We start from the raw sequence: 26,851 nt of genomic DNA, 5'->3' as shown, positions 1-26,851 counted from the left end.
TTTTTATCTCCTCAAATTTTTTATGTCTTGCACCATATATACAAGCCTTTTGAAAGGAAGAAGATTACAAGAACATCTGTATCAGTTTAACGCATATAAACTTTGTAAATCAACTTTCTATTATTGTACTTTATATAAAAAGTATTTATTATAGAATATATTGTCTTGTAAAAATATAGAAATATAATTTGAAAATTATGTATTTGAAGGGAGAAGATGAGATGTTAAGGCGATTTACTCGCAAATCTAATGTAATTCTTTTAGGGATTATTATGATAGTCGGTTTTGCGCTTCGTTTTGCAACTTTACAAACACATGGTGCAGATTTGACTCTAGCTAGCGATGATCTAGGCTATCAAAAAACGGCAAATATTTTATTGGAAACAGGAATGTTAACATATCATGAGCCGGATAAACCAACTATTCATATTATGCCAGGTTTTCCAGCGTTTTTAGCTACTGTATTTTACTTTTTTGGAAATGGCAATGAAGGCCTTTTTGTAGCTAAATTAATTATTATCCTATTAGGGGTACTTAGTATTTTACTAACTTATAAGATTGGTACTTATTTATTGAATCCCGCTGCAGGATTAATAGGTGCTTTCTTATTAGCTGTGTATCCTCCAGAGATTGTTGTGGAAAATTTAACTTTAACAGAAGGACCGTTTCTATTCTTTTCATTGGGATTATTATATTGGAGCTTAAAATTAGCTGATACTCATAAAACGAAACATTTTCTAATTGTATTAATTTTCTACTTTTTAGCATTGTACTTACGCGTACAAGTTGCTTTATATCCAATACCATTATTTATATATCTCTTAATGAAGCGCTATCCATTCCGCATTATGATGAAGCAAGCGATTATAAGTATAGGAATAGGACTTATCGTACTTGGACCATGGTGGGCCCGCAATTACATTCAATTTGATAAGTTTATTCCACTAACTGCTGGGGCAGGGAATCCGTTATTACTTGGAACGTATCAAGGGAAAGGTTACCCAGAAGGTAAGAATATGGCAGAACTTGAAGTAGAATTACACGCCAAGTACCCTAATTTGGAAGCACATGAATTTATGGAATTAGAAGAAAAAATAGCGAAGGATAAAATGAAAGAATGGTGGAAAACAGATAGGAATTCCATGATAGAGAGTTATTTAATCTTGAAGCCAGAAATTATGTGGAAAAAACCGTATTATTCTATAGAGCATAATATTGAAGTATTTAATGTTTCTGCAAAGGATATGAATGAAATACATAATTTTATTAAGACAATGTTTTTAATATGTACAATACTTTCATTTATCTTCCTTTTAAAAAGGTGGAGAGAGACTACATTTTTATGGTCAATTCTTTTACTGCAAACAGCTTTAACCTGTTTTTATGCCGCATATGAAAGATATGCATTACCATTAATTCCATTTTTATTTATTATAATTGGAGTAGGAACTGTGGCAACGGTTATGAAAATTAGTAAATTATTAATTAGTAAAAAATAGTTTGAAATAAAAAAACATCTTAATTTTTTAAAGAAATTAAGATGTTTTTTTATATATATTCATATTTAAATAGAAAACTATTCGTTATCAGTTTCAGTTTGTGTTTGTGTTACGTTTAATTTTTGCTTTAATAATGCATAATCTTGCGTTAATGTTACAAGTTGATGGTGTAGCTTAGAAATTTTTCTTGTTAGGTCAAAAATTAAGATGAAACAGAATAATAATCCAAATAAGAATAAGATGGATGGTGGATATTCTACTTTTAATAGTTTTCCAATCCAATTTATAATTTTATCAGTAGAACTTAAAATAGCCATTGCAACACAAACGAAAATCCACAAAATAGCATATTTTGTTTCTAAAGCCCCGCGACGAATGGAATTAATAATTAAGAAGAATAATAACAAAATAAAGATGAATGAAAAGGTAATTATATGCATTCACTATCAACCTTTCACGATTTTTTGCATCAATATAGCAAGGCTTACTTTAATCATGTAATATGCAGATTTAAGAGGTGTGATGGAAGATTGTCCACCTTGTCGCTCTTGCATATTTACAGATATCTCATTAATGCGAAGTTTTTTCTTTTTTAAATGAATAAGAACTTCTGGCTCTGGATAATCTTTTGGATAATTGTGTGCAAAAATCGTAATTACTTCTCGATTGATAGCACGATATCCAGAAGTTGGATCCATAAATGTTTGTTTCGTTAAAACTTTCAGTAGGGCAGTAAAATAAAAAATACCGATTCTCCTTGAAATACTACCTTTGTAAGCTGTTTTTTCTGTAAAGCGTGAACCTAGCACCATATCACATTGGCCTTCAGCAATAGGCTGTATAATTTTGTATAAATCATCCGGATTATGTTGTCCATCAGCATCGAACTGAATTGCAATATCATATCCGTTCTCATATGCGTATTTATAGCCAGTTTGTACAGCTGAACCGATGCCCAGATTATATGGTAGATTAATAAGATGAACAGGGAAATTTTTTACGATTTGAGCTGTTTTATCTTGTGAGCCATCATTAATAACGCAAATGCTTAACGCTGTAAAATGTTGTTTTAGTTCTAGTAATCTTGTTAATGTATCTGCAATTGCTTCTTCCTCATTATAGGCTGGAATAATAATCAAAGTTTTTGGTATTGAAATTGGTACCTCGATAGACATTACCGCACCACCCCTTACATATTTAACTATATTATGGTTATTTATAAACAACTTTACTTAATATACCATTAAAAGTATAAGAAAATAAAGGAAAAACTGATGGGTGATTTTAGGAGGAAGCCACTGATACAAAGGCAAGCGATAGTATTTTTTTATAATAAAAAATACATGCAAGGCAGGACCTGTGCATGTATGATGAGAAGATTATGTTAAATATTCCAAGGCTTACTTAAAGTTAAAACTTCAGCCATCTCTTTACTTTTTAAACGTCCCTTTTTTCGGTTTTCCGCGCGTTCTAAACCGGTTGTGTGTAACCAATGTTCTTCCTGAGTTTCAGGTAGTACTTGTGGTACGGACGAAGGTTTTCCATCTTTTATAGCCACAAATGTAATGAAGCAAGTAGCAGCAATTCTACGCTCGCCTGCTAATAAATTTTCTGCGATTACTTTTACGAAAACTTCCATTGAAGATTTCCCTGTATAACATACAAATGCTTCATAACAAACAGAATCAGCTTGGTGAATTGGAGTTAAAAAATCAACTGAATCAATAGATGCTGTTACGCAATGTTTACGACTATGTCTTGCAGCCGCAATTGAAGCAATACTATCAATTTCTGCTAATAATTTCCCTCCAAAAAGTGTTTGGTGATTATTTAAATCGTTAGGAAAAACACGTGTTGTCTTAATTGCTTTAGATTCTCGCATGAATTTCTTTTCCATATATTCAGCCCCTATAGTCTGTTTTCAATCAGAATAATATGTGTAAGCGGAGTACTCATATTAGATATTTAATGAAGTAAAGTGTATTCCAAAAGAGGATTATTTAAACTTCTGTATTTGTATTCATGTAACTGAAAGAAAATTTATTTTATCTAAAATGTAGTGTAAAAGAGGATTCGCTTACATTGCAAGTAAAAAGTAATGACTATGTATTCGTCATAGAAATTCCCTATCAGCCGTGTACCCATTCATGATAGAATCATTTTGTTATGAATGGAAATAGAGGTGCAATGGACATATGAATCATATACAAACAAATTTTTCATCTTTCTTCAATAAAATTACGATCAGTGCGATGCTCGCATTTTTCGTTTATAGTTGCTGGGTAGCATTTGAGACAAGTAAGCAATTCTTTGGAGGAAGTACAACAAGTGTAACAATCATATTGGCAATTTTCGTCATACTTATTTTGTTAGTGGCATCAATTCTACAATATCGTTTTACAGATAAACAATTTCTTATTTTTCTTATAAGTATATCTATAGTTGTGAGACTTAGTATGATGTTATTTGTAGACGTTCCAATAATTGGTGATATGAAAGTGATGTATGAGTCTGCAAAGCAGATTGCAATTGGTAATAATATAGAGACTGTAACTCATTTGCCTTTTATTATATATGAGTCAGTAATTATTCGTATATTTGGTGATACATTACTCGCTTTACAACTATTTAATGTGTTATTTTGCGCAGGAACCGCATTTTTTATTTATCGTATTGCGGCAATGGTTTTTGGAGAAGAATGTGGTCGTATTGCTTCTATATTTTATGCTCTGTATATTCCAAATATATTGCTGAGTTCCGTATTAACTCCTGAGTCACTTGCAATATTTTTATTTTATTTTGCTTGTTACATACTTTTATATAAAGGGTTAGATCATCCTTATATGTGGGTGTTTTCAGCGGTTTTATTTGCATTTAGTAATATGATTTTTCCAATGGGATTATTTTTTCCTATTTTTATCACTGTATATGTATTATTAATTGAAGTGTTTCAATCAGCAACGAAACAAAAAGTGTTACTAAAGATGGTAGGGATACTTATTCTATTTTATAGTACTCATTTTGGGGTGAATTATGGAATTAAGGCAATGGGATTGTCACAATATACGATTTCGAATGAGACGTATGTTCAATCTGTCTTAATTGGAAAAACGAAACATGAGGAAAAAATAACGAAAAATCAAAGTGTAACAGAGCATATTGATCAAAAGTTAAAAGAGATTGAGGGAGAAAGATTTAAACTTTTAGAGCCGATGATAAATCAGTTTTCAGATGAGGGGATAAATTCTATTCTTTTCAAATGTGAAAAACTGATATATATAGCCGTAACATTGTTTATGACTATAGCTCTATTACACTTCCTTATTAAGAAACAACAAAATGAGGGATATATGTTGTTCTTATTTTTAATTAGTGGCTACGTATTGTTAAGGCTCTTCCAAGTAGATATGGCATATTACAATGTAATTATGCCGGCATTGTTTATTTTGCAGAGCTTTGGTGTTTATATGAGTTATGTGTATTGTCAAAAAATATTTTTCAGAAAATAAAAAGAATCCATTCTGGATTCTTTTTTTTGATGGAAGATGAAATTTAGTAGTCAGTGCAAATGGAAAGTATGCCTGACTTGAATTTTATCCCGCTATTTTCCGGACAGTAAGCCCCCCACCTCAAAATTCAGCGAAAGCAAAGAAGTTAGGTGGGGGCCCTGCTACTCGTAAAATCCCGATTGGTGAGGGCTGATTATATCTTATCGATTTAGTTCTAGTTGTAAATTATCGGCTGTTAGAGCCATTTGTGAGGAATCATCTTGAATTCCTTTCATTACTTGTGAAATAGCTTGTAGCTCATGTTCAATTTTCTTATTCTGTTCTTTTGAGTTAGACATATCTTTTACAATTTCTTGGAAGTATCGATCTGTTGCCGACATACTATCCGTTCCTTCTGATACGAGAGAGCTAATTTGTTTCACGGAAGACGAGACACGAGTAATTTGTTCATTTGTTTTTTCGACGAGCTTTGTAACGTTAAATATAGATTCTTTCGTTTGCTCTGATAATTTTCGGATTTCACCAGCAACAACAGAAAACCCCTTCCCAAATTCTCCAGCACGTGCAGACTCGATAGCAGCATTTAGTGCGAGTAAATTTGTTTGCTCCGCGATTGATTTAACAATATCTATGATTTCGTTAATTTTGTTAGAAATATCGAGAAGTTCATGAGTATCTGTAATAATCGTTTCCATATTCATTTGAATAGATCCCATTCGTTTGTTTTGCTGGTTTAATTGTTCTTTCCCTTTATTCGCTTTTTCTTCAGATGTTGTAGCTAATGATGTACCTGTTTTAGCAATTTCTACAATAGTTTCAGATTTGGCAGTTAGTTTTTGAATAGAAGAGCTTGTTTTTTCAGATACAGCAGCTAATTCTGTTGCGATATGCGTAATTGTCATAGCAGTTAGTTCTTTTTCTTTTTCATGTTCTTTTTGCATTCTTTCATATTCAGATTCATAAGCTGCAAGAACGAGTTCTTGTTCAAGAGTGAATAATTTATTTATAACGTTTATAGAATAAGAAAAATCATCGATTGTTGATATTTTTGTTTGTAAAATCTTCATGATAGAGCGGAATAATTCTTGATAAGCAGCAGTATACCATTTTCGATGTAAACCAATTTGTACATGTCTTTTGGCAATCCTAACACGCTGTTCAATAAAATCTTCATGCATATTGCCGCTGAATAATTCTTTAATATGTGTTTTTAAAGTTTGTTTTAGTTTTGGAATAGAGCTGTAACGTTCAATAATAGTAATTAAATTAGGTTGTTTTGTAATGTTGGCATAAAATTTTTCAGTAATCCAATCAATTTCTGCATAAATAAAAGGCTGTAGTACTTTTACAACTTGTAAATCTTCTTTTGAAATATGTAGCATATCCATTTGAATTTTTAATTCAGAATTAGTAGGTACATTAAAAGTTATTTGTTGGTCCTTACTTAATTCGATTATACTGGCATTTGTTTTATTAATATTTTTTTTGAAAACCCCAAGCATCATTCTTCCCCCTGTTTATAAAACGTTTTCAATTTTAAAACTAATATAGAGTAATTATATATGCTTATATATAATTACTCTATATTAGTTCGTTGAATAGTATATAAATTAAGAGAATTCTATCTAGAATTCTCTTAATGGCCTTTATTAATTTTAGCATGTGTTTTAAAGAAAACAGGGAAATGCACATTATATATTACAGTGACGACACGAATAACGAATGTTACTAATAAACAAACATAGAAAGCTAATACGTGCGCCCCCATAGCGTGTGTGATTAGGAAGCTAATTGCTCCTAAGATAGAAGCGATTGCGTAAATCTCTTTTCGGAATACGTAAGGGATATCTTGAGCACAAATGTCACGCAAAATACCGCCTCCAATACCTGTAATGACTCCCATTGAAACAACTAGAAATGAGGCATCAACATGATGTGACATTGCCGCATTTGCACCAATAGCTGTAAAAACGCCTAAGCCAACAGCATCAGAAAGCATAATAACGACTTGAAGTTTATTGATGCGCTCAAAAAACATACAAGTAAATAATGCTGATAATACACTTACGAAAAAGTAAATGGGTTTTACAAATGCGACAGGGGGCAGGTTACCAATCATGATATCACGAATAATACCGCCGCCGAGCGCAGTAGCTACAGCTAAACAAAGGACACCAAATAAATCTAAATCTTTTTTTAAACCAACTAATGTACCAGAAATGGCAGCGGCGATAATGCCAAGAAACGTAAATATATCGATTAATAACATGGCCTTAATCCCTTCCTCTTAAAGATGTTCCAGAGAAAAAATATACACTAAAGTATTGGAAATAACAATTACTTTTCGTTACATGTAGAAAAACGGATAAAATACATAAAGAAAGCGTTTGAAAATGTTTAGGGGAAAACGAAGCAAGGTTAATTTTTCGTTGTAGGGTAGCCGAGTGGATGTCATTTTGTAATTATCGAATTTTATATGTTAATACATAGATTAACAAATGTTACTATAATACTGATAATAAGTGAAAGAGTGTTAGATAGTTTTTATAGAGATAGGGAAGGATAGCTAAAGGATAATATTTTCTAGTACTACTTAAGGTGGATTGGCTAGTTTCGGTATAAAAATAGTTCTCAATTTAAATATGAGTTATGTTATAATTGCTAGGTGTGTTTTAACGATAATAAATTATGATTAAAAGATAATGTTAAGATTTTGTATGGAGGTCTTGGAATGTTAGCAAATCAAGCTAGGGTTAGATTTGAGCATTTTTTGCTCTTTTTTATTATTTTACAGCCTGTTTTAGATTTATTAACGTCTCTTAGCATCACTTTATTAAAGTCAAATGCTACCGTTGGAATTTTAGTAAGATTCCTTATTATGGCTGTTGGTGGTATTTACATTTTAATTCAGGCAAAAGAGAAGGAAAATAGAAAGTTTTTAATTTATCTTATATTATTAGCCGGAGTTTTAGGGGTAGGATTTATTAATAACAAACTAGTTAAGGATCCTATTGTACTTGGTGAAGAAGTTAAGTTCGTTGCGAAAGCATTATATATATATATTATGCTGGGGTCATACATTTTAGCTTTAAAATCATTGAAAAAGACAGTTAATATTAGCGATAAGGTTCGAAATAGTATTGTATATTCTACATTAATCATTAATGCAATTATGGTTATTTCTATTTCAACATCTACTGACTTTGGTAGTTATGAATGGATGAAGGTTGGTTCTCGAGGTTGGTTCTATGCAGGAAATGAACTAGGTTCAATCTTAGCTATTATTTTCCCTATTGTGGTACTATATTCTATTCAAAAAACAAAAAGCATGAAGCACGTTTTATATTGGATCCCATCACTTTTAATGATTTATTCGCTAATCCAAGTTGGTACGAAAGTAGGAATGGGCTCAATTGGTGCTACGTTAGCAGCAGCAATAGGGATCATTGTACTGCAATTATTATTTGATAGAAAAAATCCGAATAAAAAATCTCTTGCACTTAACGCAGTAATTGCTATTATCCTATTAGCCGGTGTAGTTGGGACGTTTAAACAAACACCATTAGCGCAAAATATGGGTATTCACAATAACTATTTAACAGAGCAAAATGTGGCACAACAAGATCAAAAAGAACAAGAAATTAAAGATAAGCTGAAAAAAGAACAAGAAATTAAAGAAAAAGAAGAAAAGCACCATAAGGTTGAAAAACCAGAAGAAAAAGCGAAGATAGAAGTAGAAGTTAAGAAAGAACTTGAAAAAGAGCAAAAGAAAGAAAATCAAGAAAATCTTATTTTCAGTGGACGTCAAGTATATGAAGAAAGACATAAGCAGTTCTTTAAAGAAGCGCCAATGTCACAAAAGTTATTAGGAATGGGTTATGCAGGTAACTTTAAATATAATGAACAAAAGCAGCCAGATCCAAAACTAATTGAAATGGACTTCCATGATTGGTTTTATGATTTTGGGATTATTGGCTTTGTATTACTAATGATTCCATTTATTTATTACGGGCTAAGAATTCTACTAGCATTTGCTACGAGATTTAAGGACATATTTAATATAAAATATGGAATGATTTCAGCAAGCTTATTGTTAGCGTTAGGTATTGCTTATATTGCAGGACATATTTTAACAGCACCAGGAGTTGGGATATACTTTGTAGTGGTGTTAGCTTATCTAATAGTAGACCTAGAAATTGAATGATAAAAATAAAAGCTAACTTTTGTTAGCTTTTATTTTTTAGTACAGTAAAATAAAAATAGATGGAAACGTAGCGAGGATTTAAAGGAGGAAAAAATATGAGAATATTGCATATGAATGCAGGAGCAGAAGATGGGGGAGGGAAAACACATATTATTTCACTTCTCGATCAGTTTCCAACTGGTGAAGTAGAATTAGCAGTATTTGAAGATGGAATTGTTGCGAAGGAAGCAAGGGAGTTAGGGATAAAAGTCCATGTGTTTTCACAAAAATCGCGCTATGATTTATCCATTTTAAAGAATATAAGTGATTTTATTAATAAAGAAAAATTTGATGTAGTTCATACGCATGGTCCTAGGGCTAATTTCTATGTTTCTTTAATGAAAAAGAGAATAAAGGCAAAATGGGTAACGACTATTCATAGTGATCCATTTCAAGACTTTACTAAACAGGGCTTAAAAGGTTGGATTTTTACGAAATTAAATTTGAAAGCCCTAAAAAATATAGACTTATTTTTCGTTGTAACAAATAGATTGAAAAAAAGCTTGGCAGCATTAGGCATTTCAAATGACAAGATGCATGTTATTTATAATGGAATTGAATACGATCAGGAAAAAGCAGAAGGCTATAATAAAAAAGAAATGTTCAATATTGATGAAGATGTATTTACGGCAATTCAAGTAGCACGATTACATCCTGTCAAAGGACATGAAGTTTTATTCGATGCGTTACAACAAACAAAATTAGAGAAAATTAAAGTATTATTAGTTGGAGATGGCCCATTAGAAGAAAATCTAAAGTCATTAGCTACTGAAAAAGGGATTAACGATAAAGTAGAGTTTTTAGGACATCGTCAAGATGTAAAACAATTATTTGCGTCGTCACATGTAAATTTATTAACTTCCCATAGTGAAGGGTTCCCACTAGTTTTATTAGAAGCGGCAAACCAACGTGTACCATCAATTGTGACTAGAGCTGGAGAAATTGAACCATTAATCGTAGATGAAACTTACGGATGGATTGTGCCAACAGGTGATGGAAAGGCATTGGCATTAGCTTTAGAAGAAGCGTATGATAAGTGGAAGACCGGAGAGTTAGCAGCAATGGGTAAACATATTTATGAGCATGCTACTATGGACTTCTCACTTCAAAAACTATATGACGATACAAAAGAAACATATAAGCAATTAATAGCGAAAAACTTGTAATGATAGAGAGGATAGTTAACTATGGCAGTACAAACAGTTGATATTCTAGGCGTTCCTTTTTCTACAATGACAATGGATGAAACGGTCCAATATTTAAAAGAACAACTAGAAGCGGAGCGAACTCATACGTTTCAGGTAGTAACAGCAAATCCTGAAATTGTTATGTGCGCAAAAAAGGATGAAAAGTTCTATCAAACATTATTGAATACAGATTTAATTACACCTGATGGTATTGGGGTTGTAAAGGCAAGCGGCATGCTTGGTACACCTTTAAAAGAGCGTGTAGCAGGTTTTGATTTAATGTGTAATTTACTTGCGAAGTTATCAGAGGATAGTAAACCAGTATCTGTTTTCTTATTAGGTGCAAAGCCGCATGTTGTACAAGCTGCAGCAGATCACTTAACAAAGACATATTCAGCTGTATCCATCGCCGGGACACAAGATGGTTATTTTAAACAAGAAGACGAAGAAAATATCATTTCTCGCATTCAAGAAGCAAAACCAGATTTATTACTTGTTGCACTCGGTTTCCCAAGACAAGAGAACTTTATCCAAAACAATAAGCATCGTTTAGAAACGAAAATGGCTGTTGGAGTAGGCGGAAGTTTAGACGTATGGGCTGGAGAGGTAAAACGTGCACCAAAATGGATTCAAGCGATTCATTTAGAGTGGTTTTATAGATTATGCAGTAATCCAACACGCTGGCGTCGTCAGTTAGTATTAGCGGAATTTTTAAAAGAAGTAATGCGTTCGAAAAAGTAGCGAAATATCGCTGCTTTTTTTATTTGTTCGTTTTTAATAAATTGAAAATTTAATCAGTTAGGCATCTCTACTGATTATTAGCCCTCACCAATCGGGATAGGCGTTTTACTTTTTGGGAATGATGAAGGAGAAATTTTTTACACAAAAGTATTTTACTTATACAATTCACACATGTAAAATGATGTGTAAAGACACCTGTGTGAGGAGGACTTCTAGTGGGCAAGGTAAAAGAAATTTCGAAGCGCAAACTACTTGGTATAGCTGGGCTTGGATGGCTATTTGATGCAATGGATGTTGGAATGCTTTCATTTGTAATGGTAGCCTTGCAAAAGGATTGGGGATTAACGAGCCAGGAAATGGGATGGATAGGTAGTATTAACTCAATCGGTATGGCAGTAGGAGCGCTTATTTTTGGGATACTATCAGATAAAATAGGGCGAAAATCAGTCTTTATTATTACATTATTATTATTTTCTATCGGTAGTGGTTTAACTGCGTTAACGACGACACTCGCGATGTTTCTCGTTTTACGCTTTGTAATTGGTATGGGGCTTGGCGGAGAGCTTCCGGTTGCCTCTACACTAGTATCAGAGAGTGTTGAAGCACATGAGCGTGGGAAAATTGTTGTGTTATTAGAAAGTTTTTGGGCAGGTGGATGGTTAATTGCAGCTCTTATCTCGTATTTTGTTATTCCGAAATATGGTTGGGAAGTTGCGATGGTATTGAGTGCAGTTCCAGCACTATATGCTTTATATTTAAGATGGAATTTACCGGATTCCCCAAGGTTCCAAAAAGTTGAAAAAAGACCATCTGTTATTGAAAATATAAAATCAGTTTGGTCTGGGGAATATCGTAAAGCAACAATTATGCTATGGATTCTATGGTTTTGTGTTGTCTTTTCCTATTATGGAATGTTCCTTTGGTTACCAAGTGTAATGGTGCTAAAAGGATTTAGTTTAATAAAAAGTTTCCAATACGTACTTATTATGACATTAGCTCAACTTCCAGGATATTTCACTGCTGCTTGGTTTATTGAACGTCTCGGTCGTAAATTTGTTTTGGTTACGTATTTAATCGGAACAGCCTGCAGTGCCTATTTGTTTGGGGTTGCGGATTCATTAACAGTATTAATCGTGGCAGGTATGTTACTATCCTTCTTTAACTTAGGTGCTTGGGGAGCATTATACGCCTATACACCTGAGCAGTATCCAACCGTTATTCGTGGTACAGGTGCAGGAATGGCAGCAGCATTTGGGCGTATTGGTGGTATTCTTGGGCCACTATTAGTGGGGTATTTAGTTGCCTCAGAAGCTTCACTATCATTAATATTTACGATTTTCTGCGGATCAATTTTAATTGGTGTATTCGCTGTAGTAATACTTGGACAGGAAACGAAGCAACGAGAATTAGTATAAAATGAAATTTTAAACGTATCCCTGACCGTTTATTATCCTACACTACTCGGCTCTTTCTAGGCAGTTAATGTAGGATAAAAGGGGAGAGGAAACCGAAGTGGTTTCCTTTTTTCTGTTTTTTTAGATAAATAATGGTATAGTAAGAAAAAGGGATTATTTCTTATAAAAGCGAATGTATACAGCAGGACATATGGACAAAGAATTAGGTGGTTGAAGAAATGAAAATTTTACTGATCATGGAAGAGGCAGAAGAGAGAAGAGAGTTAGCTGAAAATTTCACTGAAAATATGAGAAATGTAGAATGTTTTGAAGCAAAGACAGGAACAGAATCTTTATTTATGATGAAAAAACATATACCAGACTTTGTTTTTTTAAGTTCCAAATTACTAGATGGTACTGGTTTTGAATATGCAAGTTTATTACGAGAAATAAATTGCTATACAAAATTTATTTTTGTAGGTGAAAACATAGAGGAATCTATTACAGCTTTTCGTTTCCAAGCATTTTATTATTTATTACGACCATTTCGTGAAGAAGATTTACAATTTCTTTTATATAAAATAGGTAAAGAACAAGGTGAGAAAGCAAAGAGTTATTTGCGGAAACTACCGATAGAAAGTCAAGAGGGTATACGATATATGCTCCCAGAAGATATTGTATATGTAAGTAAAAATAAAGAAAATAAAACTGTTTCAATTTACACAACGAATAATCAGTATATTTCAACATATACACTTCAGGAATTAGAAAATAAGCTAAATGCATATGATTTTTTACGTGTGCATAAAAGCTATTTAATTAATATGTCATATGTAAAAGAACTGAAACCTTATTATAATGGCACGTATAATTTGTATTTAGATAGGTATGATGAGCAACCGATTCCAGTCAGTCGTAATTATGTAAAACGCCTTCGAAATAACATTGAATTATAGTAGGTAATGATAGTATTTTAACATGATAAACTGAAAATCCTTCATGATAAGGAGGATTCAAGTTAAATATTCAGAAAATTTAGTACAATCTCCACTAAGAAATAGTATTGGGGGAATTGTATGTGAAGACATTGAAATCGATCTTACTTTGGGGCGTTATTACAGCAGTAGGAGCAGGTGCTTTTGGGGTAATAGCTTTATCACAAGGTGAAACCATTAATGCTGTATGGCTCTTAGTAGCTGCCGTATGTGTATATGCAGTTGCTTATCGTTTTTATAGTAGATTTATAGCGAGAAAGGTTTTTAATTTAGATGATAATCGGCAAACACCAGCCCATACATTAAACGATGGGAAAGACTATGTTCCAACAAATAAGTGGGTATTGTTTGGGCATCACTTTGCAGCGATTGCTGGGGCGGGACCTTTAGTAGGACCGATTTTAGCAGCACAAATGGGATATTTACCAGGGACCATTTGGATTATCGTTGGGGTAGTTGTTGCGGGGGCTGTCCAAGATTTTGTCATTTTATTTGCTTCGATGAGACGTAATGGTAAATCGTTAGGAGAAATGATCAAGGATGAGATTGGACCTGTTACAGGACTAATTGCAATGATAGGTATTTTAGGAATTATGATTATTTTATTAGCAGTATTAGCGTTAGTCGTAGTAAAGGCACTGATCGGAAGTCCTTGGGGAATGTTTACGATAGCAGCAACTATTCCTATCGCTATTTTAATGGGAGTTTATATGCGCTATATTAGGCCTGGTCGTGTTGGAGAAGGGTCAGTAATTGGTATTATCCTACTTATTTTATCTCTTATTGGAGGACAGTATGTAGCAGAAAATCCAACACTTGCAAGTATGTTCACATTTAGTGGTGAAACAATTGCTATTATGCTTATTGTATATGGATTTATTGCATCTGCATTACCAGTTTGGATGTTATTAGCACCACGTGATTATTTAAGTACGTTTTTAAAAGTTGGAACAATCGTTGGCTTGGCGATTGGCATTTTAATTGTAGCACCCGATTTACAAATGCCAGCAGTTTCGCAATTTATTGATGGAACTGGTCCTGTTTTCTCCGGTAATTTATTCCCGTTCTTATTCATTACGATTGCCTGTGGTGCGGTCTCTGGATTCCATGCTCTCGTTTCATCTGGTACAACTCCAAAAATGATTGAGCAAGAGGGACATGCACAGCCAATCGGTTACGGAGCAATGTTAATGGAGTCGTTTGTAGCAGCGATGGCAATGATTGCAGCTTGTGTATTAACGCCAGGAACTTATTTTGCGATTAATAGTCCGGCGGCACTTATTGGTACGGATGTATCGCAGGCAGCTCAAGTTATTTCTTCATGGGGATTTGCTATTACACCAAATGAACTAAAAGAACTTGCTGTAAATGTTGGAGAGCAAACAATTTTATCACGTACAGGTGGCGCACCAACGTTAGCGATAGGTATGGCATATATTTTCTCACAAGTAATAGGTGGAACGGCGATGATGGCATTCTGGTATCATTTTGCCATTCTTTTTGAAGCACTATTTATTTTAACAACGATTGACGCAGGAACGCGTGTAGGACGATTTATGATTCAAGATATTTTAGGGCATGTATATAAGCCGTTTGCGAAAACAGATTCTACATTAGCGAATGTAATAGCTACAACGTTATGTGTATTAGGGTGGGGATATTTCTTATACCAAGGGGTAATAGATCCGCTCGGTGGAATTAATACATTATGGCCACTTTTCGGTATTGCAAATCAAATGTTAGCGGGTATCGCATTATTACTTGGAACGACAATTTTGTTCAAAATGGGGAAAAAGGCGTATGTTTGGGTAACACTTATTCCAACTGTGGGATTGCTTATTGTAACGATGACAGCTGGTTATCAAAAGCTATTTCACGAAAATCCTAAAATCGGATTTCTATCTCACGCGAAGGTATTCCAGGGAGCGTTAGATGAAGGAAAAGTGTTAGCACCAGCTAAAAATGTTTCTCAAATGAAGCAAATTATTTTTAATGATTATATCGATGCAGCGCTTTGTGGGATTTTTATGATAGTTGTAATTGCTGTGTTAATTTCAGCACTTCGAATTTGGATCCAAGTATTAAGAAATAAGCCAATGCCGTTAAAAGAGGCACCATATATTCCTAGAGATGAAAGTGAGTCGAGGAACTATGCTTAAAAAGCTGTGGCAAGTATGGGAGGAAAGGAAGCGCTTTATTAGTTTGCTTGTTGGGGTACCAAGTTATGAAGTATACGTAGAGCATATGAAAAAGCATCATCCAGAAGAAGAGGTTGTATGTCAAAAGCAGTTTTTTGCTGAGGCACAAGAAGCGAGATTTAACGCAAAGGGTGGAAAAATATCACGTTGTTGTTAATGAAAAAGGGCGAGCTTTCGCCCTTTTTATTTTTTTGCTGTTCCACGTGAAACAGCAAAAATAAACAAAAAACTTTGGGAATTAAAGGTATTTCGTATACAATAAAGTAAGGAAAGGGATAGATAGAAAAGTAAGGAGATTATTTTATGTTAAGGGACTTATTTGTAAATACAACAATTATTCTTTCCTTTATTTTTGTTGGAGGTCAGCTTTTAAGAGATAAGCCGTTAAAAGAAGGATTCTCTTTTGGGCAGAAATGTGTAGTGGGCATTTTTACTGGGATATTAGGTATATTACTAATGTATTTCGGTGTTCATGTTGGTACTATCCTATTGGATTTACGCTACTTAGCAGTTATTCTAGCTGTTATTATTGGAGGGCCGATAGCGAGTACTATAACAATTGGTATGATTTTAGTAACAAGGCTGTTGTTTATGGATTATTCATTAGCTTCTCAAGTGGCTTTTTATACAATCATTGCGATAGGAATAGGGAGTATCTTTATTTCGCGAATGAAGCTTTCTTTAGGGGAAAAGTGGGTATGGTTACACGCATACATTTTATCTATTCTAATCCCAGCGTTATATATATGGCTAATTAAAGACATTCACATAGTGGGATTATATTTAATTTCTAGTATTATTACAGGTTACATAACATTCATAAGTGCAAAATATGTTTTACAATCCAATGGGTTATTTCAAACGATGAAGCAATACGCAACGATAGATGCATTGACAAGCCTAGGAAACGTAAGACAATTTGATTTAGAGATGAATCGTCATATTGGTAATAAGCGTATGAAAAATGATTCACTTTGTTTACTACTTATAGATATTGACCACTTTAAGCATGTAAATGATACGTATGGGCACCCAGCGGGAGACGAAGTGTTAAAACAAGTAGGGCATATTTTGCGAGAAATGTCAGCATTTCCGGATTTGGTTTTTCGAAAGGGTGGAGAGGAGTTTGCGCTTTTGATACCAAGGAAAGGAATAGCTTATGGAATTCGTATTGGGGAACAAACTCGTATAGCTGTTGAAAAACATTCATTTCAATTGTTAGATGGAACGAAAATAAAAATTACAGTTTCGGTAGGGATTTCAGAATATAAAGAATCACCAGAGCAATTTATTCAAGCGGCGGATGATGCGTTATACTACTCGAAACGAAATGGTAGAAATAAGGTTAGTTCTGCATCTTAAAGATAAGATGACCAGAAGACATAAAGCTTATAAAAACACTCACAGAGGCAATGTATGAACCTTGTGAGTGTTTTTATTTATATATTAGACAAGTTCTTTTGATACAACGAATTTACGATATGCACCATGGTGAGTTGGACCTACGTATTCGTTAATTTTGAATGAGTAACGAATAGCAGCTGTGATGAATTCTTTAGCAGTTTTTACTGCTTCTTTCACAGGTTTTCCTTTTGCAAGTTCTGCTGTAATTGCAGCAGAATATGTACAACCTGCACCGTGTGTATTGGTTGTATCGATTTTTTCTGATTCTAGAAGATCGAATGTTTCTCCATCGTATAGGACGTCGATTGCAGTTTCTGTACCAAGTTTGCTTCCGCCTTTAATTAGTACGTATTTGGCACCTAAAGCATGGATTTTCTTCGCTGCTTCTTTCATGTCCTCAAGAGAATTAATTTTCACACCGCTTAATTGGTAAGCTTCAAATAAGTTTGGCGTTACAACTAATGCCTTTGGCACAAGAACGTCACGTAAGCAATCGTTCGTTTCAGGATGTAATGCTTCATCTGCACCTTTACATACCATAACAGGGTCAACTACTACATTTTTGAAATTGTGCTTTTCAATTGTTTCTGCAACCATTTCAATAATTTCTACTGATCCAAGCATACCTGTTTTTAAAGCGTCTACGCCAACACCTTCAATTGTTGTTTCTAATTGTGGTTTTAATGTAGAAGCTGGGATTGGAAATACGTTATGTGCCCAACCGTTATGTGGATCCATCGTTACGATTGTTGTAAGAGATGTCATTCCGTATACGCCAAGTTCTTGGAATGTTTTTAAATCTGCTTGTATACCAGCACCGCCACTTGTGTCAGAACCAGCGATAGTAAGTGCTTTATTTAATGTCATTATGAAAGCCCCCTCAAGTGATATAATGAAAACTATGTTTTCACCATTATATCAATGTTACGAATAAGTACAAAGTGAAAAGTAGATGATTTATTTTAAGAGCTATTTAAAATCTTGTATGCAGGAGACTGAGTATGTTTCGAGATAATCGTACAAATGAATTAGTTATATTAAAGGAAATTGCAGAAACTTTAAATACATCAAATGATACATATCATGTATTGCAAGCTGTCCTAGAGAAATTACTAAGTGTGACAGGCTTAACGACAGGATGGATTTTTCTTGCGGATGAAAATGGGAAGTATACGAAGTTGATTGATTACCAATTACCAGAGGCACTTACATATGAAAATAAACGCCCGATGTGCGAAGGTGAGTGTTGGTGTTTACGAGGTTTTGTAGATGGGAAATTAGAGAGAGCCGTTAATATTATTGAATGTAAAAGAATTAATAATGCAATTGAATATAATTGGGGAGATACGGAGGGTATTCTTCATCATGCTACGGTTCCTTTAAAAGCTGGAGGAGAAAAATTTGGGTTGTTAAATGTTGCAAGTCCGGGTAAAACACATTTTTCGGAAGAAGAATTAGTATTACTCCAATCGGTTGCTTTCCAAATTGGTACGGCTTTAAAGCGAACGAAATTATATGAAAATGAAAAGAGAAGAGCACATTATTATGTGAAATTAGAGCGTTTCATTCAAGATTTAAAAACGATTCATAAGTTTAATGTACTACCTGAAAAGGTGGTAAATCACGTAGGTGAGGTATTTCAATGGAATCAAGTGGCACTTTTTATTAGGGAGGAAAAAGAACTATCTTTGCGAGCGTCTTACGTTCAGGAAGAGTTACAAGAGGATGTAAAAGAGGCGGCCAAGAAGGCGTTAGAACAAGATGAACCAGTTCTAATAAAACATCAAATAGGACATAATGTACATCTAAATCGAGCTGTTATCGCTACGCCAATACATATTCAAAACCATATATTTGGTGTTTTATGTGTTAGCTTGAATAATGGAGAGTTTGATGCTAATACAATAGATGTAATTCAAGCACTATCGAACCATGTTTCGTTAATAATAGAGAATTTGAGGTTAAACGAGCAGCGCCGTGAACTTGTACGAATGGAAGAAAGAAATCGGCTAGCAAGAGATTTACATGATTCTGTTTCGCAAAAATTATTTTCATTAACCTTTATGACAAAAGGCGCCGAGGCAGTTTTAAAAGGTAAAAATGAAAAGGTAGATCAATCTTTGCATGAGATGCGTGAACTTGCGCAAGGAGCTTTGAAAGAAATGAGGACATTAATTTGGCAGCTTCGTCCGGCAGGATTAGAAAAAGGATTATTGCCAGCTCTAAAGCAGTACGGTGAAAATTTGGGACTGAAAATTAGGGAGCAAGTTACAGGTGTTCGTGATTTACCTCGTGTAGTAGAAGAAGCTTTGTGGCGCATTGGCCAAGAAGCACTGAACAATGTAAGTAAGCATGCAGGTGTAAAAGAAGCGACGATTTATTTTACAGTGAATGAGAAAAATGTATCATTAGAAATAGTTGATCAAGGAAAGGGCTTTGTGGAAAAGAATATAAAAGAAAAGAAATCACTAGGTATGACTACGATGCGTGAAAGAGTAGAATTAGTTGGTGGAACAATTAAAATTGTAAGTAGTAATAAACGAACGAGCGTAAAAGTAAATGTACCATTATGATGTGAAAATGAGGGAAGTTTGTGAAAATAAAAGTATTGTTAGTTGATGATCATACAGTCGTTTTAAAAGGATTAGCATTTTTCTTAAGTACGCAAGAAGATTTAGAGTTAGTTGGAGAAGCGAATAATGGGAAAGAAGCGTTAGTGAAAGTAGGAGAAACAAATCCTGATGTTATATTAATGGATTTATATATGCCTGAAATGGATGGTGTTGAGGCGACGGCATATATTAAAAAAGAGTATCCAAATGTGAAAGTAATTGTGTTAACTAGCTTTTCTGATCAGGCGCATGTTTTACCTGCATTAAGGGCTGGAGCAAGTGGATATATTTTAAAAGATGTAGAACCGGATCAGCTTGTTGAAGCTATTCGAAGCGCATATAAAGGTAATATTCAATTACATCCGGATATAGCAAATGCTCTTCTCTCTCAAACATTACCTGTAGAAGAAAAGGAAGAAGAGCCTTCTATTCAAGTGGATGTACTAACAGCGAGAGAAAATGAAGTATTGCAGCTATTAGCGAAAGGGATGAGCAATAAGGAAATTGCATCTGTTTTAGTTATTACAGAAAAGACAGTTAAGGCGCATGTAAGTAGCATTTTGAGTAAGTTGAATTTATCTGATCGTACGCAAGCGGCATTATATGCAGTGAAAAATGGAATTGTATAAGACGAAAGTCGTAAGACCTAGTTCGCCTTTAGAAGGTGGACTTTTTTTATGGAAAAATACGTCTATGTGAGGACGAAATTGTCCTGATATAAAGATAAAATATGTTTGTAAGCAACAAAACAACAATTACAAGGGATACCTTTTTTGAAAGCATATAACAACATAAGAGTGAGTACTAGGAGGAAGAAATAATGGCAACAGTTTTATTCGTTAAAGCAAACAACCGTCCAGCGGAACAAGCAGTTAGTGTGAAATTATATGAGGCATTTTTAGCAAACTATAAAGAAGCACATCCAAATGATACAGTGGTAGAACTGGATTTATATAAAGAAGAATTACCATATGTAGGTGTAGACATGATCAATGGTACATTCAAGGCAGGTAAAGGATTTGATTTAACAGAAGAAGAGGCAAAAGCAGTAGCAGTTGCTGATAAGTATTTAAATCAATTCCTAGAAGCTGATAAAGTTGTTTTCGGCTTCCCATTATGGAACTTAACGATTCCAGCAGTGCTACACACATATATTGATTATTTAAACCGTGCTGGTAAAACGTTCAAATATACACCAGAAGGTCCAGTTGGCCTAATCGGAGATAAGAAGATTGCATTATTAAATGCACGAGGCGGCGTATATTCAGAAGGTCCAGCAGCTGAGGTAGAAATGGCTGTTAAATATGTAGCAAGTATGATGGGCTTCTTCGGCGCGACAAACATGGAAACAGTAGTTATTGAAGGACATAACCAATTCCCAGATAAAGCAGAAGAAATCATTGCTGCAGGTCTTGAAGAAGCAGCTAAAGTAGCAAGTAAATTTTAATTAAAATTATAATCGTCACTCGAAAAAACAGCATTAACATGTAAATGTTAATGCTGTTTTTTTATATTTTTAGTTCATCAGCAAGTTTTTCTAATTGAATTCGATCTCGTATGTAATAGGTTCTTCCGTCTTTTTTTAAGTAATTTTGTTGGCAAAACTGATTTAATACATATAAAAGATGACGGTAGCTGACATTTAAATATTCCGAGGCCTCGGTATGCTTTTCTATATAACAATTATTTTGTTCTGTTAATAAAATAAAAGCAGCTAATCGATTTTCAAAAGGATAACTATAGTTTTTTGCGTAATTTTCAGTGCGAGTAATTGTCTTTTCTCCAATAAATTTGCATAAGTGCTGTAAAAACGTTGCATCTTGTAATAAAAGTTGCTGACAATCTTTAAGAGGAAGTGCCAAACAAACACAATCTTCTAGTACTTCAACGGACTTAGTAATATTTTCTACTCCTATTAATCCTAATTCCCCGATAAAAGATGGTGCTTGAATAAAATTAATTAATGAAACTTTCCCGTTTTTATGATTCATATATATTTTTGCTTTCCCAGAAATTAAGTAATAGAGATAAGGGAGAGCATTTCCTTCGCTACATATCATCTCTTTCGTTTGAAAAGAATGTAGCTCTACATATGGCAAGACATGAAATGAAAATAGGGTATGGAATTGATGGATTCGCATGTATTGATAAATTTCTTCCTCATTTTTGCTGACTTTCATATTTTCACCCCTATTTATAGTATGAGATATCTCCTATTATCTTTACAAGAAGGAATGATACGATTGATGTAAATTTGTTTTTGTAGAAAAGAGAGTGTGATGAATTTATGAAAAAATATAAAACATTGCTATTTGATGTAGATGATACATTATTAGATTTCCAGAAGGCTGAAAAAGTAGCTTTACGGGTGCTTTTTGAAGAGAAGGGGATCCCTTTAACGGACGAGATAGAGGCTCGTTATAAAAAAATAAATAAAGGCCTTTGGGATGCTTTTGAAAAAGGTGAACTATCACGCAATGAAGTTGTAAATACACGATTCTCTATGTTGTTTAAAGAGTATGGAGAAGAAGCAGATGGTATATTATTCGAAAATAATTATCGTAGCTACTTAGAAGAAGGAAATCAACTCATGCAAGGTGCGTTTGAATTTATAAATCAAATTCAAGGGGAGTATGAGTTGTATATAGTGACAAATGGTGTTTCTAAGACGCAAGATAAACGTTTGCGTAATGCAGGGTTACATTCATTGTTTAAAGATGTTTTTGTTTCTGAAGATACAGGTTTTCAAAAGCCGATGAAAGAGTATTTTGATTATGTTTTTGAACGGATTCCTAACTTTGCACCTGAAGAAGGGCTGATTATTGGAGATTCATTAAGCGCCGATATTAAAGGTGGATATGTAGCGGGAATTGATACTTGTTGGTTTAACCCAGAAAGTAAATTAAATGATAGTGGAATTATACCGACATATGAAGTGCATAATTTTGAAGAGTTAGAAGCGTTATTAAAGCAGCGCGTGTAATAAAAAAATAGGCAGTGGAGCTTTCGTCCCCACTGCCTATTTTGATTAATTTGTAGTTTTGTTATGTTTTGGAAGTGGAAAGGCATTCCCGATAGCAGCTGCACCAAGCATTGGTAATAGTAAATTAAGCGGGAAAAACATAAGTAATAGCAATGTAATAGCTATTGGCTTTCGTAACGCATAGCTCGAAATTGCTGTCGTTACGATGGCAACAGATGCTACTGGATCTATAGGAAGAATAGATGCTACAGCGTATCCGATACTTGACCCAGAAAATATAATTGGGAAGATATGTCCACCTCGCCACCCTGTCTTCAAACAAACGGCAGTAATGCACAACTTTAAAATCCCTGAAAGAAGTAGTATCCAAAAAGATAAATGGCTCCATTCAACAACTAATTCTTTTAATTGATGTTCCCCTGAAAATAATGTGTATGGAAGAAAAGTTCCTGCAATTCCTAATAAAATACCACCGAGAATTCCGAGTGTCAGCTTGTATTCTCTAAAAGGGTGAATTAACTTCTCTAATGTGAATTCTAACTTGAAATAAAAGAAACCAACTATAGCACCGATACTAGCAAGTGGAAGAAATGCGATCCATTCATTGAAAGAAAGTGAACCTTCCCCGAAATCAACAATAAAGGATCCACGATTATCGAGTTTACTCAGTAGTAAATAAACAGAAAAACCTGCGAAGGTAGTAGCTAAGTATACAATCGCCTTTTTTCCTTTAGAAAAAGCAGCAATTTGTTCTCCCTCATTTTCATTCGGTGCTAAATAACCGAATAATGGTGCGTTGAAAATGACACTTAAAGTAGCGCCAATTCCGATCTCGGTTAGCTCATCCATACCCTTCAAGGCAAATTTAAAGCGATCCCCTACCCATGTGCAAAGTCCGCCTATAATTCCAACTAGTGCGGCTTCTGGACCAAGACTAGCACCGAAAATTAAAACAATAATCGCGGTTAAAGTAGCCCGATGGACAAAGCGATATTCGATTCGACCAGTTTTTTTATATTCAGTCATCACTTCAGGCATAAGGCGTGGGTATGTACCGAAATATTTTTGTGATAGACCAACGAGGACCCCGCCAATTATTGTTACGCAAAGGGTGTAATAAGAGGGAAAAGAGAGAACTTCAGGCAAGTATCCCCAAATAAAGTGGATTCCAATATTTATTGTGACTAAAAATAACCAAACTGTAGCTCCTACTATAGATCCTAGAAGAATGCCATATAGAGCAAGTATGTACTGCATATCTTTTTTATCTGTCATGTTATACCTCCGTTATGTAAATCTTAGTAGGGAAAAAAGTGAAATATACTAGTGGAAAATGGATTGAATATATATAGTATCTTTTTGAGAGGATCGCCTATTCAACATGTAGGCTAAATTTTGGAGAATTTGAATTTATAGGTTAAATTACTTATTTAATTTTATAGACTGATTTGAGGTTTTTAAAGGTCTTTTTTGAAATAGATTAGAATATATTTCTTTTGTTGCTTTATATGAAATTGTTAACGTTTATTTTAGAACATTCAGAAAAACAGTTTGACATTAGGAAATTATTGCTATAAAATCAACGGTAATTGCATAGTCTTATCAAGAAAAGGTGGAGGGACAGGCCCGATGAAACCTTGGCAACAGCCGTATAACGGAATTGTGCCAAATCCTGCAGGTAGTAATCCTGAGAGATAAGAAAGAGCCTTTAGAGCGTGTTTTCAAACTGCTCCTTTCTTGTTTTCAGGAAAGGGGCAGTTTTTTATTTTGTATAAAAGAAAGGAGAATGAGAGATGGGAGAATCATGGGGAAAAGGAACGATTTGTGTGCAAGGTGGCTATACGCCAAAGAATGGTGAACCACGTGTTTTACCACTTTATCAAAGTACAACGTATAAATACGATACTTCAGATGATTTAGCAGCCCTATTTAACTTAGAGGCAGAAGGATATATTTATACGCGTATTGGAAACCCTACTCTAGCCGCATTTGAGCAGAAGTTATCAGATTTAGAAGGCGGTGTAGGAGCTGTTGCAACGGCTTCTGGGCAAGCAGCCATTATGCTCGCAGTTTTAAATATTTGTAGTAGTGGAGACCATTTGCTTTGCTCTTCAACGGTTTACGGGGGAACGTTTAATTTATTTGGAGTGAGTTTGCGTAAACTTGGCATTGATGTTACGTTCTTTAATCCAAATTTAACGGCAGATGAAATTGCGGCACTTGCTAATGACAAGACGAAACTCATTTATGCAGAATCATTAGGAAATCCAGCGATGAACGTTTTAAATTTCAAAGAATTTTCAGCTGCCGCTAAAGAATTAGAGGTACCTTTTATCGTTGATAATACATTAGCAACTCCTTATTTATGCCAAGCGTTTGAACATGGGGCGAATATTATTGTTCATTCTACGACGAAATATATCGATGGGCATGCGAGCTCCTTAGGCGGTATTGTAATTGACGGTGGAAACTTTGATTGGACAAATGGAAAATATCCTGAGCTTGTTGAACCAGATCCAAGTTATCACGGTGTAAGTTACGTTCAAAACTTTGGTGCAGCAGCGTATATTGTGAAAGCACGTGTTCAGCTATTAAGAGATTATGGGAATTGTATGAGCCCATTCAATGCATATATTAGCAATATTGGCTTAGAGACTTTACATTTACGAATGGAGCGTCATAGCGAAAATGCTCTCGCGGTTGCTAAGTGGCTTGCTAATCATGAACGTATTGAATGGGTGAATTATCCGGGATTAGATAGTAATGAAAATTACTCGTTAGCACAAAAGTATTTGAAAAAAGGTGCTAGTGGGGTTTTAACATTTGGGATTAAAGGGGGATTAGAAGCAGCAAAAGAATTTATCGCAAATGTAAAACTAGCAACTCTCGTAACACACGTAGCTGATGCACGAACTTGCGTTATACATCCTGCTAGTACGACGCATAGACAATTAAGTGCTGAAGATCAGCGTTTAGCTGGTGTTACATCTGATTTAATTCGTTTATCGGTTGGTATAGAAGATGTTTCTGATATTATTGCAGATTTGGAAGCAGCTCTAGTTGGAGGCAAAACACATGCCGATCATAATTGATAAAGATTTACCGGCTCGCAAAGTGTTGCAAAAAGAAAATATTTTTGTAATGACGAAGGAGCGAGCAGAAACACAAGATATACGCGCTTTAAAAATTGCTATATTAAATTTAATGCCAACGAAGCAAGACACAGAGGCGCAATTACTTCGCTTAATTGGAAACACACCGTTGCAATTAGATGTTCATTTACTTCATATGGAATCACATCTGTCTCGTAATGTAGCGCAGGACCATTTAACGAGCTTTTATAAAACGTTTCGTGATATTGAAAATGAAAAATTTGATGGGCTCATTATTACAGGAGCACCAGTTGAAACTCTTTCTTTTGAAGAAGTAGATTATTGGGAAGAGCTTAAACGTATTATGGAGTATTCAAAAACGAATGTAACATCTACGCTCCATATTTGCTGGGGGGCACAGGCTGGCTTGTACTATCATTATGGTGTTCCAAAGTATCCCCTTAAGGAAAAAATGTTCGGTGTATTTGAACATGAGGTTTGCGAGCAACATGTGAAATTGTTACAAGGATTTGATGAATTGTTTTTTGCTCCGCATTCTCGTCATACAGAAGTACGAGAGAATGATATTAGAGAAGTGAAAGAATTAACATTGTTAGCAAACTCTGAAGAAGCAGGTGTTCACCTTGTTATTGGGCAAGAAGGAAGGCAAGTTTTTGCCCTTGGACATAGCGAATATAGTTGTGAGACGTTAAAACAAGAATACGAACGAGATCGTGACAAGGGATTAAATATTGATGTGCCAAAAAACTATTTTAAACATAATAATCCAGATGAAAAGCCGCTTGTTAGGTGGAGGAGTCATGGGAATTTATTGTTTTCTAATTGGTTGAATTATTACGTGTATCAAGAAACCCCTTATATATTGTAAAGAAAGATTGTGTAACACGTGGCAACGTTTTCCTTGTAAAGATTAACTTATATTTTTCTGAATGTTCAAAATACATTGTTTTTCAGATTTTTTACTCATATAATT

At 34.4% G+C, this 26,851-nt stretch carries 24 protein-coding genes and 1 riboswitch; of the genes, 16 read left to right on the top strand and 8 right to left on the bottom strand.

Features of this window, described 5'->3' with window-relative positions:
* The first annotated feature begins 221 nt into the window (after nucleotides 1-221).
* Nucleotides 222-1,499 (top strand): glycosyltransferase family 39 protein, encoded by a 1,278-nt coding sequence (locus tag RT27_RS01425; protein WP_016079576.1) that lies wholly within the window; start codon nucleotides 222-224, stop codon nucleotides 1,497-1,499.
* 77 nt (nucleotides 1,500-1,576) lie between these two features.
* Here RT27_RS01425 and RT27_RS01420 read toward each other — a convergent pair whose 3' ends face one another.
* From RT27_RS01420 to RT27_RS01410, 3 genes are all read right to left on the bottom strand, one after another.
* Nucleotides 1,577-1,939, bottom strand: coding sequence for a DUF2304 domain-containing protein (locus RT27_RS01420; RefSeq protein ID WP_016079577.1), 363 nt, complete (start codon nucleotides 1,937-1,939; stop codon nucleotides 1,577-1,579).
* 6 nt (nucleotides 1,940-1,945) lie between these two features.
* Nucleotides 1,946-2,674, bottom strand: coding sequence for a glycosyltransferase family 2 protein (locus RT27_RS01415; RefSeq protein WP_000021473.1), 729 nt, complete (start codon nucleotides 2,672-2,674; stop codon nucleotides 1,946-1,948).
* Nucleotides 2,675-2,883: 209 nt separating this feature from the next.
* Nucleotides 2,884-3,396, bottom strand: a complete 513-nt coding sequence (locus RT27_RS01410) for an acyl-CoA thioesterase (protein WP_000412126.1) — start codon at nucleotides 3,394-3,396, stop codon at nucleotides 2,884-2,886.
* Between the two features lie 298 nt (nucleotides 3,397-3,694).
* On the opposite strand from RT27_RS01410, the gene RT27_RS01405 reads away from it, so the two are divergent.
* Nucleotides 3,695-5,008: a glycosyltransferase family 39 protein gene (locus tag RT27_RS01405; protein ID WP_043935113.1), complete on the top strand. Its 1,314-nt coding sequence runs from the start codon at nucleotides 3,695-3,697 to the stop codon at nucleotides 5,006-5,008.
* Nucleotides 5,009-5,208: 200 nt separating this feature from the next.
* On the opposite strand, the gene RT27_RS01400 is transcribed toward RT27_RS01405, so the two are convergent.
* Complete coding sequence (locus tag RT27_RS01400) at nucleotides 5,209-6,510, bottom strand: globin-coupled sensor protein (RefSeq protein WP_016079579.1); 1,302 nt, start codon at nucleotides 6,508-6,510, stop codon at nucleotides 5,209-5,211.
* 134 nt (nucleotides 6,511-6,644) lie between these two features.
* Nucleotides 6,645-7,277 (bottom strand): trimeric intracellular cation channel family protein, encoded by a 633-nt coding sequence (locus RT27_RS01395; RefSeq protein WP_000924371.1) that lies wholly within the window; start codon nucleotides 7,275-7,277, stop codon nucleotides 6,645-6,647.
* A 462-nt stretch (nucleotides 7,278-7,739) separates the two neighbouring features.
* Here RT27_RS01395 and RT27_RS01390 point away from each other — a divergent pair, with 462 nt between their 5' ends.
* From RT27_RS01390 to RT27_RS01355, 8 genes are all read left to right on the top strand, one after another.
* The gene (locus tag RT27_RS01390) at nucleotides 7,740-9,212 is read left to right on the top strand and encodes an O-antigen ligase family protein (RefSeq protein WP_043935112.1); all 1,473 of its coding nucleotides are present in this window, start codon (nucleotides 7,740-7,742) and stop codon (nucleotides 9,210-9,212) included.
* A 95-nt stretch (nucleotides 9,213-9,307) separates the two neighbouring features.
* Entirely contained in the window at nucleotides 9,308-10,417 is a 1,110-nt protein-coding gene (locus RT27_RS01385; protein WP_016079581.1) for a glycosyltransferase family 4 protein, read from the top strand.
* 21 nt (nucleotides 10,418-10,438) lie between these two features.
* The gene (locus RT27_RS01380) at nucleotides 10,439-11,179 is read left to right on the top strand and encodes a WecB/TagA/CpsF family glycosyltransferase (protein ID WP_000290751.1); all 741 of its coding nucleotides are present in this window, start codon (nucleotides 10,439-10,441) and stop codon (nucleotides 11,177-11,179) included.
* A 215-nt stretch (nucleotides 11,180-11,394) separates the two neighbouring features.
* Nucleotides 11,395-12,594 (top strand): MFS transporter, encoded by a 1,200-nt coding sequence (locus RT27_RS01375; RefSeq protein ID WP_000521106.1) that lies wholly within the window; start codon nucleotides 11,395-11,397, stop codon nucleotides 12,592-12,594.
* Between the two features lie 218 nt (nucleotides 12,595-12,812).
* Complete coding sequence (locus RT27_RS01370; protein ID WP_000698259.1) at nucleotides 12,813-13,529, top strand: LytTR family DNA-binding domain-containing protein; 717 nt, start codon at nucleotides 12,813-12,815, stop codon at nucleotides 13,527-13,529.
* Between the two features lie 122 nt (nucleotides 13,530-13,651).
* Nucleotides 13,652-15,727 carry a carbon starvation protein CstA gene (gene cstA / locus RT27_RS01365; RefSeq protein ID WP_043935111.1) on the top strand — a complete coding sequence of 692 codons (2,076 nt, stop codon included), beginning with the start codon at nucleotides 13,652-13,654 and terminating at the stop codon, nucleotides 15,725-15,727.
* Nucleotides 15,720-15,923: a YbdD/YjiX family protein gene (locus RT27_RS01360; protein ID WP_016079584.1), complete on the top strand. Its 204-nt coding sequence runs from the start codon at nucleotides 15,720-15,722 to the stop codon at nucleotides 15,921-15,923. Before cstA ends, RT27_RS01360 begins: the two co-directional genes overlap by 8 nt.
* A gap of 146 nt (nucleotides 15,924-16,069) precedes the next feature.
* A complete protein-coding gene (locus RT27_RS01355) occupies nucleotides 16,070-17,128 on the top strand; it encodes a diguanylate cyclase (protein ID WP_016079585.1) in 1,059 nt (352 codons plus the stop codon).
* 84 nt (nucleotides 17,129-17,212) lie between these two features.
* Here the strand turns inward: RT27_RS01355 and pdxK are convergent, their stop codons facing one another.
* Nucleotides 17,213-18,037: a pyridoxine/pyridoxal/pyridoxamine kinase gene (gene pdxK, locus RT27_RS01350; RefSeq protein WP_000174252.1), complete on the bottom strand. Its 825-nt coding sequence runs from the start codon at nucleotides 18,035-18,037 to the stop codon at nucleotides 17,213-17,215.
* 134 nt (nucleotides 18,038-18,171) lie between these two features.
* Here pdxK and RT27_RS01345 point away from each other — a divergent pair, with 134 nt between their 5' ends.
* The 3 genes from RT27_RS01345 to RT27_RS01335 all read left to right on the top strand — a co-directional run bounded on the left by RT27_RS01345 (nucleotide 18,172) and on the right by RT27_RS01335 (nucleotide 21,229).
* Entirely contained in the window at nucleotides 18,172-19,743 is a 1,572-nt protein-coding gene (locus tag RT27_RS01345) for a GAF domain-containing sensor histidine kinase (RefSeq protein ID WP_016079586.1), read from the top strand.
* Between the two features lie 20 nt (nucleotides 19,744-19,763).
* Nucleotides 19,764-20,411 carry a response regulator transcription factor gene (locus RT27_RS01340; protein ID WP_000695799.1) on the top strand — a complete coding sequence of 216 codons (648 nt, stop codon included), beginning with the start codon at nucleotides 19,764-19,766 and terminating at the stop codon, nucleotides 20,409-20,411.
* 191 nt (nucleotides 20,412-20,602) lie between these two features.
* Nucleotides 20,603-21,229 carry an FMN-dependent NADH-azoreductase gene (locus tag RT27_RS01335; RefSeq protein ID WP_000246724.1) on the top strand — a complete coding sequence of 209 codons (627 nt, stop codon included), beginning with the start codon at nucleotides 20,603-20,605 and terminating at the stop codon, nucleotides 21,227-21,229.
* Nucleotides 21,230-21,290: 61 nt separating this feature from the next.
* Here RT27_RS01335 and RT27_RS01330 read toward each other — a convergent pair whose 3' ends face one another.
* On the bottom strand, nucleotides 21,291-21,962 hold the full coding sequence (locus tag RT27_RS01330) for a transcriptional regulator YeiL (RefSeq protein ID WP_029443695.1): 672 nt from the start codon (nucleotides 21,960-21,962) through the stop codon (nucleotides 21,291-21,293).
* A 107-nt stretch (nucleotides 21,963-22,069) separates the two neighbouring features.
* Between RT27_RS01330 and RT27_RS01325 the strand changes: the two genes are divergently transcribed.
* Complete coding sequence (locus RT27_RS01325) at nucleotides 22,070-22,765, top strand: YjjG family noncanonical pyrimidine nucleotidase (protein ID WP_029443694.1); 696 nt, start codon at nucleotides 22,070-22,072, stop codon at nucleotides 22,763-22,765.
* Between the two features lie 45 nt (nucleotides 22,766-22,810).
* On the opposite strand, the gene RT27_RS01320 is transcribed toward RT27_RS01325, so the two are convergent.
* Entirely contained in the window at nucleotides 22,811-24,040 is a 1,230-nt protein-coding gene (locus tag RT27_RS01320; RefSeq protein WP_043935110.1) for a chloride channel protein, read from the bottom strand.
* Between the two features lie 321 nt (nucleotides 24,041-24,361).
* A riboswitch (SAM riboswitch) is annotated at nucleotides 24,362-24,466 on the top strand.
* Between the two features lie 92 nt (nucleotides 24,467-24,558).
* Between RT27_RS01320 and RT27_RS01315 the strand changes: the two genes are divergently transcribed.
* On the top strand, nucleotides 24,559-25,857 hold the full coding sequence (locus RT27_RS01315; RefSeq protein ID WP_016079590.1) for a bifunctional O-acetylhomoserine aminocarboxypropyltransferase/cysteine synthase: 1,299 nt from the start codon (nucleotides 24,559-24,561) through the stop codon (nucleotides 25,855-25,857).
* Nucleotides 25,841-26,746: a homoserine O-succinyltransferase gene (gene metA / locus RT27_RS01310; RefSeq protein ID WP_016079591.1), complete on the top strand. Its 906-nt coding sequence runs from the start codon at nucleotides 25,841-25,843 to the stop codon at nucleotides 26,744-26,746. The genes RT27_RS01315 and metA overlap by 17 nt, the downstream gene beginning before the upstream one ends.
* The last annotated feature ends 105 nt before the right edge of the window (nucleotides 26,747-26,851 follow it).

Origin of the sequence: Bacillus sp. L_1B0_5 (assembly GCF_000836715.1) — a bacterium.
Taxonomy (GTDB): domain Bacteria; phylum Bacillota; class Bacilli; order Bacillales; family Bacillaceae_G; genus Bacillus_A; species Bacillus_A thuringiensis_S.
Note: the sequence above shows the minus strand (reverse complement) of the source record. Positions and strands in the feature narration are given on the sequence as shown.

Bases quoted from the DNA above. Each gene is read 5' to 3' on its own strand.
- RT27_RS01415 (WP_000021473.1), bottom strand. From the start codon at position 2,674: ATGTCTATCGAGGTACCAATTTCAATACCAAAAACTTTGATTATTATT.
- RT27_RS01395 (WP_000924371.1), bottom strand. From the start codon at position 7,277: ATGTTATTAATCGATATATTTACGTTTCTTGGCATTATCGCCGCTGCC.
- RT27_RS01330 (WP_029443695.1), bottom strand. From the start codon at position 21,962: ATGAAAGTCAGCAAAAATGAGGAAGAAATTTATCAATACATGCGAATC.
- RT27_RS01380 (WP_000290751.1), top strand. From the start codon at position 10,439: ATGGCAGTACAAACAGTTGATATTCTAGGCGTTCCTTTTTCTACAATG.
- RT27_RS01325 (WP_029443694.1), top strand. From the start codon at position 22,070: ATGAAAAAATATAAAACATTGCTATTTGATGTAGATGATACATTATTA.
- metA (WP_016079591.1), top strand. From the start codon at position 25,841: ATGCCGATCATAATTGATAAAGATTTACCGGCTCGCAAAGTGTTGCAA.
- RT27_RS01360 (WP_016079584.1), top strand. From the start codon at position 15,720: ATGCTTAAAAAGCTGTGGCAAGTATGGGAGGAAAGGAAGCGCTTTATT.
- RT27_RS01345 (WP_016079586.1), top strand. From the start codon at position 18,172: ATGTTTCGAGATAATCGTACAAATGAATTAGTTATATTAAAGGAAATT.
- RT27_RS01410 (WP_000412126.1), bottom strand. From the start codon at position 3,396: ATGGAAAAGAAATTCATGCGAGAATCTAAAGCAATTAAGACAACACGT.
- RT27_RS01315 (WP_016079590.1), top strand. From the start codon at position 24,559: ATGGGAGAATCATGGGGAAAAGGAACGATTTGTGTGCAAGGTGGCTAT.
- pdxK (WP_000174252.1), bottom strand. From the start codon at position 18,037: ATGACATTAAATAAAGCACTTACTATCGCTGGTTCTGACACAAGTGGC.
- RT27_RS01320 (WP_043935110.1), bottom strand. From the start codon at position 24,040: ATGACAGATAAAAAAGATATGCAGTACATACTTGCTCTATATGGCATT.
- RT27_RS01335 (WP_000246724.1), top strand. From the start codon at position 20,603: ATGGCAACAGTTTTATTCGTTAAAGCAAACAACCGTCCAGCGGAACAA.
- RT27_RS01405 (WP_043935113.1), top strand. From the start codon at position 3,695: ATGAATCATATACAAACAAATTTTTCATCTTTCTTCAATAAAATTACG.
- RT27_RS01425 (WP_016079576.1), top strand. From the start codon at position 222: ATGTTAAGGCGATTTACTCGCAAATCTAATGTAATTCTTTTAGGGATT.
- RT27_RS01385 (WP_016079581.1), top strand. From the start codon at position 9,308: ATGAGAATATTGCATATGAATGCAGGAGCAGAAGATGGGGGAGGGAAA.
- RT27_RS01370 (WP_000698259.1), top strand. From the start codon at position 12,813: ATGAAAATTTTACTGATCATGGAAGAGGCAGAAGAGAGAAGAGAGTTA.
- RT27_RS01400 (WP_016079579.1), bottom strand. From the start codon at position 6,510: ATGCTTGGGGTTTTCAAAAAAAATATTAATAAAACAAATGCCAGTATA.
- RT27_RS01390 (WP_043935112.1), top strand. From the start codon at position 7,740: ATGTTAGCAAATCAAGCTAGGGTTAGATTTGAGCATTTTTTGCTCTTT.
- RT27_RS01420 (WP_016079577.1), bottom strand. From the start codon at position 1,939: ATGCATATAATTACCTTTTCATTCATCTTTATTTTGTTATTATTCTTC.
- RT27_RS01355 (WP_016079585.1), top strand. From the start codon at position 16,070: ATGTTAAGGGACTTATTTGTAAATACAACAATTATTCTTTCCTTTATT.